The organism is Kitasatospora sp. NPDC094019 (genome assembly GCF_044764505.1).
Taxonomy (GTDB): Bacteria; Actinomycetota; Actinomycetes; order Streptomycetales; family Streptomycetaceae; genus Kitasatospora.
In genome coordinates, this window is sequence record NZ_JBIWIF010000028.1 from 69,878 (window position 1) to 77,812 (window position 7,935).

The window sequence follows — 7,935 nt, forward strand, 5'->3', positions numbered from 1 at the left end:
ACCCCGTCCGAGTGAAGCTGCTTCGCCTCCGTCTGCTGGTCGGCATCACCGTCGTCACGACGGCGCTGTCCTGGGCCGGTGCCAAGCTCTGGGCCTCCCTGGACACGCTGCCCGCCGTGCCGGGCGCGGCGCCCGTGGTGCTGGCCGCGGTGGCGGTGATCCTGCTGGCGACCGCGCTCTCGCTGCGCTCGCGGCTGAAGGCGGCGCGCGAGCGGCAGCCCGGGGCGAAGCGGGTGGATCCGCTGGGCGCGGCCCGCGCGGTGGTGCTCGCCCAGGCCAGCGCGCTGGTCTCGGCGGTGGTCACCGGGATCTACGCCGGCGCCGGGATCCAGCTGCTGGGCGAGCTGGACGTGCCGGCCCGCAAGGACCAGGCGATCACCGCCGGACTCGCGGTGCTGGCCGGGGTGGCCGTGATCGCGGCGGCGCTCTGGTTGCAGCACGTCTGCCGACTGCCGGAGAACCACGACGACCCGGGCGGGCACGGCCCCGCGGCCACCCACCGCTGACCGGCCCCGTTCCGCGGATCCCGGCGGGGCCCCCGGCCGCGTCCGGTCGATCGGGCACGGTGTCAAGGGCCGAAGCCGACCCTGGGCTGACACGGTCCCGATTCGCACGCTAGTTTCTTGAGCATGTCTCGCGGACGCCACCGTCATTCCTCCGTCCTCGGCCGGGTCTTTCCCCCCACCGCCGCCGGCGTGCTCCTCGTCGCCGCACTGGGAGCGCTGCTGTTCAGTCAGGACACCGTGCTGGTGCGCTCGGTGGGAGCCGCCGCGGTGCTCGCGACACTCGGCTTCGCCGTGCTGCTGCGGCAGCGCGACCGGGCCGCCCGGGCGGCGGCCGAGGTCTCGGCCGCGCAGCGGCTGCGGGCCGAGGAGCGGTTCGAGGAACAGCTCGCCGAGGCCGAGTACGCGGCCGAGGTGGCCGAGGAGCGGGCGACCCGGTTCGGGCGGCGGCTGACCGCCGAGAAGTCCCGACTGGCGAAGGCCGAGACGGAGATCGCCCGGCTGCTCAAGGAGCGGGCCGTGGCGGTCGCCGAGCAGGCGCTCAAGGAGGCCGAGGCGACCCAGCGGGCCCTCGCCGCGAGCCGCCCCAAGTACCCGGCCAGCCCGGCCGCCTTCGTCCGCGCCGGGGCCGTGATGCGGCAGCTGGGACGCCGGGCGGCGGAGCAGGAGGCGCAGCGGGAGCGGGAGGCCCGGCGGGAGCTGGAGCGCGCCGCCGAGCGGGAGCGCGCGGCGGGTGCGGAGCTCGCGCTGCGGGCCCGTACGGCGCCCGCGACGACCTCTTCGGCGGTGCCCGCGCCGGTGCCCGGGCGGCTGCCCGGGCAGGTGGCGCCGGGGCTGCCGGCTCCGGTCGCTCCCGGGGTGCCCACGCCCGCGACGGCCACGCCGTCCGCTCCCGGGATGTCCGCGCCGTCCGCGTCCGGTGGGGCCACGCCCGTTCCCGCGGCCCCGGTCCGGCCGGTGCTGACCGCGACCGTGGGGCAGCTCGGCGGTGCGCCCGCCGCGCAGCCGGTGCGGCCGGCCGAGCGGCAGCGGCCGCGTTCGACGGTGCCCGCGACGGCGCGCCCGCAGGGCTTCAGCTTCTTCGGCCGGGGCACCGGTGCCGGGGTCCGGCCGACCGCGCCGACGCCGGTCGTGGGCAGTGTCGCGGAGCTCGGCGATCGGGCCGACCTCGCGGACGTGGTGGGGGACGAGGTGGTGGCCGCCCAGGCGCAGGCCCGGACGCAGGCCCAGGCTCAGGTCCAGGCTCAGGACGAGGTCGGGGAGACGGCCCGGGGGACGACGCCGGAGCCGGCGGCCTCCGGGGCCCCGGAGGCCGCCGAGGAGCGGACCCAGGTGCTGCCCCAGGTCGGTCGGCCGGCCGCCCCCGAGGTGGTCGACCTGACCCCGCACGACGAGACCGAGCAGATCGAGGTGCCGGAGCTGCGCGCCTCCCGCTGAGGCGGCGCCGACGGTCGGTACCGGGCGGCGCGGGCGGACGGTACCCCGTCCGCCCGCGCCGCTCCGTCGTTCCCGGCCCCGGCCCCGGCCCCGGCCGGGAAACGACGCGGCGCCCGCCCCGCCGGGTGGCGGGACGGGCGCCGGAGGCACCGCGGGGCGGAGCGTCAGAGCTGGACGCCGAAGTCCTGGGCGATACCGGCCAGGCCGGAGGCGTAGCCCTGGCCGACCGCGCGGAACTTCCACTCGGCGCCGTTGCGGTAGAGCTCGCCGAAGATCATGGCGGTCTCGGTCGCGGCGTCCTCGGAGAGGTCGTAGCGGGCGATCTCGGCGCCGCCGGCCGCGTTCACCACGCGGATGTAGGCGTTGCGGACCTGGCCGAAGTTCTGCGACCGGGCGACGGCGTCGTAGATCGAGACCGGGAAGGTGATCTTGGTGGCCTCGGCCGGCAGCGTGGCGAGGTTGACGTTGATCGCCTCGTCGTCGCCCGCGCCCTCACCGGTGCGGTTGTCACCGGTGTGGACGACGGTGTTGTCCGGGGTGCTGGTGTTGTTGAAGAAGACGAAGTGGCTGTTGGACAGCACCTTTCCGTCCGCGTTCAGCACGATGGCGCTGGCGTCCAGGTCGAACTCGGCACCGGTCGTGGTGCGGACGTCCCAGCCGAGGCCGACGGTGACCGCGGTCAGGCCGGGGGCCTCCTTGGTCAGCGAGACGTTGCCACCCTTGGAGAGGCTCACTGGCATGGTGTGTGCTGTCCCTTCGATTGCTGTTGCCGGGGATAACGCGGGAACCGCGAGGATTGGTTCCGCACGGCGGTGCTTTTCCGCTGTCGGCACGGCTTCGGGTATTCCCCGGTCAGACGCGCCGGAACCTGCCCTGGAGTTCCCAGACAAGCGGATTGTCGGCGAGATCCGGGTGCATGTCGAAGAGGTCGGCGAGGGTGTCCTGGAGGAAATCCCTGGCCTCGCGGCGCAGATCGCCGTGGCGCACCACGACCGGAGGCTCGTCCGGCAGCCAGGTGGCGGTGACCTCCACCCAGTTGAAGCGGCGGGCGAACCGCAGCAGATGGGTGTTCTGGGTGAAGTCGAGGTCGGCGGTCTGCACCCGGGCGGCGCGGACGCCGTCCGGGTCGCGGTCGAGTTCCTCGACGATGTCGCACAGGGCCCAGGCGAAGTCCAGCACCGGGACCCATCCCCAGGCTGTGGACAGGTCCGATTCCTCGTCCTCGACGTGGACGTCGCCGCAGAACAGGTCGTACCGCAGCTCGCGCGCGCCGGCGGACCGGTAGTCGGTCTGCGGGGGGTCGGGGAAGCGGTTGGAGAGGGAGTAGCCGAGCTCGATCACAGGGACATTGTCGGGGTTGGCGCGGGACGGCCGGATAACCGGGTGACCCGGCGTGGTCCGGCGCGGGATGATGGGCCCATGCCTGAGCCCATCCGCGTACGGGGGTCGGTGGTCGTCCCCGACGCCGAGCTCGTCTGGCGCTTCTCGCGTTCCTCCGGCCCCGGTGGCCAGCACGTCAACACCTCCGACACCCAGGTCGAGCTCCGTTACGACCTGGCCGCCTCCGCGGCACTGCCCGAGGTGTGGAAGGAGCGCGCCCTGGAGCGGCTGGCCGGCCGGCTGGTGGACGGCCGGGTGCTGGTGGTCCGGGCCTCCGAGCACCGTTCGCAGTGGCGCAACCGGGAGGTCGCCGCGGCCCGGCTGGCCTCGCTGCTCGGCGAGGCGACCGCCCCGCCGCCGAAGGCGCGCCGGGCGACCAGGCCCAGCCGGGGCATGGTCGAGCGGCGGCTCACCAACAAGCGGCACCGCTCCGAGCTGAAGCAGGGGCGGCGCTCCCCGCGCGGCGGGGAGTAGCGGCACCGGCGCTCGGCGCGTCCGGCGGCGCCGGGGTCAGCCCAGCGCGCGGTAGCCGCCGCGGAAGTACAGCAGCGGGCGGCCGCCGGGGTCGGGCACCCGGGCCTCCAGGACCCGGCCGAGCAGCAGGGTGTGGTCGCCGGCGGGCATCCGCTGCTCGGTGCGGCACTCCACGGTGGCGAGCGCCCCGCTGATCAGCGGGGCCCCGCTGAACGGGCCGCGGTGGTGCGGGGCGTCGGCGAACAGCAGCCGGTCGCTGAGCCGTCCCTTCATGGCGAACCGCGAGCCGAGCGCCTTCTGCTCCTCGGACAGCAGCGAGACCGCCCAGGTCCCGGCCCGGGAGAGCACCTCGTCCATCCGGGAGTCCTCGCGGACGGAGATCAGGACCAGCGGCGGCTCCAGCGACACGGACAGGAAGGACGTCGCGGTCATGCCGACGTCCTCGCCGTCGTCCGGGTCGCGGACGGTCACCAGGCTGACGCCGGAGGCGAGCTGGGAGAGCGCTGCCCGGAACTCGTCGGGGGTCGCTTGGGAGGCAGCTTCGGGCTGCGGGGACGGGTACACGTAGGCACGCTAGCCCGCGACCGGGGGAAACGACATCGGGCCCTGGTCGTAGGACCAGCGACGCAGCGTGGCTCGGCCCGCCCGGTGGCCCGGAAGGTCACGGTTCGCGCCCGGCTTCACTCCCAGGAGTGAAGGGGAGGGCCTGCCCGGCGGGCAGTCGGCTACAGCGCGGGGCCATTGCGGCCGACCACCGGAAATGTACCGATGAGGCTTTTTGTCCTGTTATGGGGCAGATGAACCGATTAAGGGTGCATTAGCGTCGTGTGATTTAAGTCACAAGTGCTGACCTATTGCTGACCGAGCGTGCCGAACGCTGTGCTCCCTGTGATTCAGTTCTTCTGGCAATCGGACGATAACCAATCAAGACCTATCCGAAGCAGCCGGGGAGCCCCCGCATGGAAGCCGAGTCGGAGCCTTATGTCCGTCTCGCGACCCTCCGCACCTTGCACCGGGTCGTGGCGGACCTCAACGCTGCCCGCAGCCTGGCGGGAACGCTGCAGGCCGTGGTCGAGGGCGCCGTGCACGGGCTCGGATTCGACGCCGCCGCCGTCAGCCTGGTCCGGCCCGACGGCGACCTGGTGGTGGCGGCCGTCTGGGAGCTGGAGGAGAGCGCCATGGGCGGCCCCTCCGTCCTGCTCGGCCAGGTCGGCTCCCGCGAGTCCTGGGACCGGCTGCTCGGCGTCAGCGACCACTGGGGCACCCTGCGCTTCCTCCCCTACGACCGCGGCTGGGCCGTGGCCAGCGACATCCCGCGCTGGATCGGGGACGGCGCGATGCCGGTCTACGCCAACGACTGGCACCCGGCCGACGGCCTGCTCGCCCCGATGTACAGCGCCGGCGGCGACCTGCTCGGCGTCCTCTCGGTGGACCGGCCGCGCAGCGGCAAGCGGCCCGGGGCCTGGACCCGCGAGGCCCTGGAGATGTTCTCCCTGCAAGCCTCGATCGCGATCGGCAACGCCCGGCTGCGCGCCGAGATGCAACGCGCGCTGGCCCGCCTGGAGAAGGAGCAACAGGCGCTGCGGGCCAGCGAGGAGAGCTTCCGCCAAGCCTTCGAGTATGCCCCCAGCGGGATGGCCATCACCGAACTCCACGGGGCCGGGCGGGGCCAGCTGACCAGGGTCAACGACGCCCTCTGCCGTCTGCTCGGGCGTCCCCGGGCGGTGCTGCGCCAGCAGAGCTTCGCCGATCTCGTGCACCCCGACGACCGGACGCTGCTGGAGCGCACCAGCGCCGAGAGCGGGCGGGCGGAACTGCGGCTCTCCCGCCGCGACGGCGGGTACCAGTGGGTCTGTCTGCGGAACTCGATCGTGGCCGACGCCGCCGAGGGCCCGAGCTTCCTGCTCACCCACGTCGAGGACATCGAGGACCGGAAGCGGCACGAGCTCCAGCTCGCCCACCGGGCCAGCCACGACGCGCTCACCGGGCTGCCGAACGGGGCCGAGCTCAAGGCCAGGCTCGGCCGCCGGCTCTGCGCCCTGCCGCAGGCGGTCGCCGCCGGGCATCAGGCCCCGGCCGGGGACTCCGGTCACGGCGGCGCCGGGTACGCGGCCGCGCTCCGGCCCGAGGACGGCTTCGGCGGGTACCCGGAGAACGTGTTCGGCGACGCCCACCGCCCGTACGGCGGGTACCAGGGCACCGACCCGGCCCATGGGTACGGTCTCCCGGAGGGCTACCCGGCGGTCGCGTCCGTCGGCGCGCCGGACGGGGCGAACGGCTACGGCGACCATGTGCACGCCGTGGTGCCGCCCGACCACGGCCCGGGCGGTGAGATCCGGACCGGCCCGTTCCGTTCGAGCCCTCCGCCCGCCGTGGAGAAGGGGCTCGCGGTGCTCTTCTGCGACCTCGACGGCTTCAAGTCGATCAACGACCGGTTCGGGCACAACGCCGGGGACGCCGTCCTGGTCGAGGTCGCCCGCCGGCTCAGCGGGGCCGTCCGGGACGGCGACACGGTGGCCCGGTTCGGCGGCGACGAGTTCGTGGTGCTGGCCGACGGCATCGGCCGCGACGAGGCGAAGGACCTCGCCCACCGGCTGCGCAACGCGATCATCCCGCCGATGCGGATCGACGGCCGGGCGATGCGGGTCGGGGTGAGTCTCGGCGTCGGCTGGGCCGGCTGCGGGATGAGCATCGAGGAGGTCCTGCACACCGCCGACGAGCGGATGTACGACGAGAAGCGGGCCCGGGGCGGCGCGGTGCGCGGCGCCCGCGGCGAGCGTTCGCACCGGCGGGCCGGCTGATTCCGGGCCGGCCGCGGGCGCGGGCTGCTCGCGGGTTGTCAAGGGGTCTTTTCGGGGCGTAGCCGACGGCAGGTAGGGTTCGGGGTACGAGCGACCACGACCAGCGCCCGACGGCACGGAGTCCGGCGGCGCGACCGCGATGGGGGAGTTGACCACCGTGACCACCGCCGGCAGCAGCGGGGCGCCCCAGGGCCCGGAGGGCGGCGCCCCTCAGGACGACGATCCGTTCGGCTACCTCTACCGTCCGGCCGACGGCGCCTCCGGGCAGCCGGCCGAGCCGCAGCAGGGCGTGCCCCGCACCCCTTACAGCCGCCCGATGGAGGTCGGCCGCGCCCAGTACGGCCAGCAGCCCCGTCCGCAGCAGCCGTACCCGCCACAGCAGTCCCACCCGACCCAGCCGGGTTACCCGCAGGCCCAGCCGCAGCAGCAGTACCCGCCGCAGGGCGACTTCGGTGCGGCCCCCACCCAGCAGGCCCGCTACGCCGAGCACTCCCGCCCGCAGCCGGGCGAGGAGCGGCCGAGCGGCGGCGGCCGGGGCAAGGGCGCCGTCATCGGCGCGGTGGCGGTGGTCGCGGCGATCGCGATCGGCGCCGCGGTGGCCCTCACCGGCGGGGACCCGGACAGCGGCAAGGACAAGGACGCCAAGGGCGGCGCCCCGGCCAGTTCCTCGGCGGGTCCGGGCACCGGCACCGGCAGCGCGAACCCGACCGGTTCCGCCTCGGCCACACCGGCGGCGACCGCCTCCGGCACCGGCGGCCTGGGCGCGGTGGACGCGAGCCAGCTGCAGGGGCAGAACGCGCCGTCCGGCAACACCGTCAAGGGCGCCAAGTCGGCGGACGGCAGCTACCTCACGCTCAACCCCGGCGGGACGATCACCTGGACCGGTGACCTGGCGGCGGCCGGTACCTACAAGTTCACCGTGCACTACAGCAACGCCGCCGCCGACGTGCGGGCCTCGGCGACCGTCAACGGCAAGGACTGGCCGGGCGGGCTGGGCTTCAAGAACTACTCGCCCGGCAAGGACCCGGCCTCGTCCTGGTTCAACACCTACATAACGCCGCCGATGGTGGCGGGCCCGAACACGGTCGTGATCTCGGTGCCGGCCGGCAGCGGCACGATCCTGGTCGACCAGGTGCTGCTGGAAGCCGCTTCCTGAGGCTTTCCCGGGGCCGGCCCGAGGTACGACGAACGGCCGCCCGCTCCCCCACGAGGGGAGCGGGCGGCCGTTCGTCGTACCGGGAGGGGTCAGGCGGTGGTGATCGGGGTGAAGCGGTCGCCGCCGAGGATCCACTCGCCGCGGCGCATGACGGCGACCAGGTCGTAGCCGGTGGAGTCGACGA

8 protein-coding genes are annotated in these 7,935 nt (G+C 74.5%); 5 read left to right on the forward strand and 3 right to left on the reverse strand.

The features are described 5' to 3' along the window. Window positions 1-11: 11 nt before the first annotated feature. Both ACIQ9P_RS36810 and ACIQ9P_RS36815 read left to right on the forward strand, forming a co-directional pair. Window positions 12-506 carry a DUF3180 domain-containing protein gene (locus ACIQ9P_RS36810; protein WP_402366107.1) on the forward strand — a complete coding sequence of 165 codons (495 nt, stop codon included), beginning with the start codon at window positions 12-14 and terminating at the stop codon, window positions 504-506. Between the two features lie 123 nt (window positions 507-629). After that, window positions 630-1,940: a hypothetical protein gene (locus ACIQ9P_RS36815; protein WP_402366109.1), complete on the forward strand. Its 1,311-nt coding sequence runs from the start codon at window positions 630-632 to the stop codon at window positions 1,938-1,940. A gap of 164 nt (window positions 1,941-2,104) precedes the next feature. Here ACIQ9P_RS36815 and ACIQ9P_RS36820 read toward each other — a convergent pair whose 3' ends face one another. Further along, window positions 2,105-2,680 (reverse strand): TerD family protein, encoded by a 576-nt coding sequence (locus ACIQ9P_RS36820; protein ID WP_093861491.1) that lies wholly within the window; start codon window positions 2,678-2,680, stop codon window positions 2,105-2,107. Window positions 2,681-2,792: 112 nt separating this feature from the next. Next, window positions 2,793-3,281, reverse strand: coding sequence for a hypothetical protein (locus ACIQ9P_RS36825; protein ID WP_402366112.1), 489 nt, complete (start codon window positions 3,279-3,281; stop codon window positions 2,793-2,795). Window positions 3,282-3,359: 78 nt separating this feature from the next. On the opposite strand from ACIQ9P_RS36825, the gene arfB reads away from it, so the two are divergent. After that, window positions 3,360-3,794, forward strand: coding sequence for an alternative ribosome rescue aminoacyl-tRNA hydrolase ArfB (arfB, locus tag ACIQ9P_RS36830; RefSeq protein WP_045939015.1), 435 nt, complete (start codon window positions 3,360-3,362; stop codon window positions 3,792-3,794). Window positions 3,795-3,830: 36 nt separating this feature from the next. Here arfB and ACIQ9P_RS36835 read toward each other — a convergent pair whose 3' ends face one another. After that, window positions 3,831-4,358: a flavin reductase family protein gene (locus tag ACIQ9P_RS36835; protein WP_402366114.1), complete on the reverse strand. Its 528-nt coding sequence runs from the start codon at window positions 4,356-4,358 to the stop codon at window positions 3,831-3,833. A gap of 395 nt (window positions 4,359-4,753) precedes the next feature. Between ACIQ9P_RS36835 and ACIQ9P_RS36840 the strand changes: the two genes are divergently transcribed. Both ACIQ9P_RS36840 and ACIQ9P_RS36845 read left to right on the forward strand, forming a co-directional pair. Further along, window positions 4,754-6,595, forward strand: a complete 1,842-nt coding sequence (locus tag ACIQ9P_RS36840) for a diguanylate cyclase domain-containing protein (RefSeq protein WP_402366116.1) — start codon at window positions 4,754-4,756, stop codon at window positions 6,593-6,595. Between the two features lie 157 nt (window positions 6,596-6,752). Then, window positions 6,753-7,751, forward strand: coding sequence for a hypothetical protein (locus ACIQ9P_RS36845; RefSeq protein ID WP_402366118.1), 999 nt, complete (start codon window positions 6,753-6,755; stop codon window positions 7,749-7,751). Window positions 7,752-7,935 lie beyond the last annotated feature (184 nt).

Excerpts from the sequence above, each read along its gene's own strand:
- ACIQ9P_RS36815 (WP_402366109.1), top strand. The coding sequence starts at position 630 with ATGTCTCGCGGACGCCACCGTCATTCCTCCGTCCTCGGCCGGGTCTTT.
- arfB (WP_045939015.1), top strand. The coding sequence starts at position 3,360 with ATGCCTGAGCCCATCCGCGTACGGGGGTCGGTGGTCGTCCCCGACGCC.
- ACIQ9P_RS36820 (WP_093861491.1), bottom strand. The coding sequence starts at position 2,680 with ATGCCAGTGAGCCTCTCCAAGGGTGGCAACGTCTCGCTGACCAAGGAG.
- ACIQ9P_RS36840 (WP_402366116.1), top strand. The coding sequence starts at position 4,754 with ATGGAAGCCGAGTCGGAGCCTTATGTCCGTCTCGCGACCCTCCGCACC.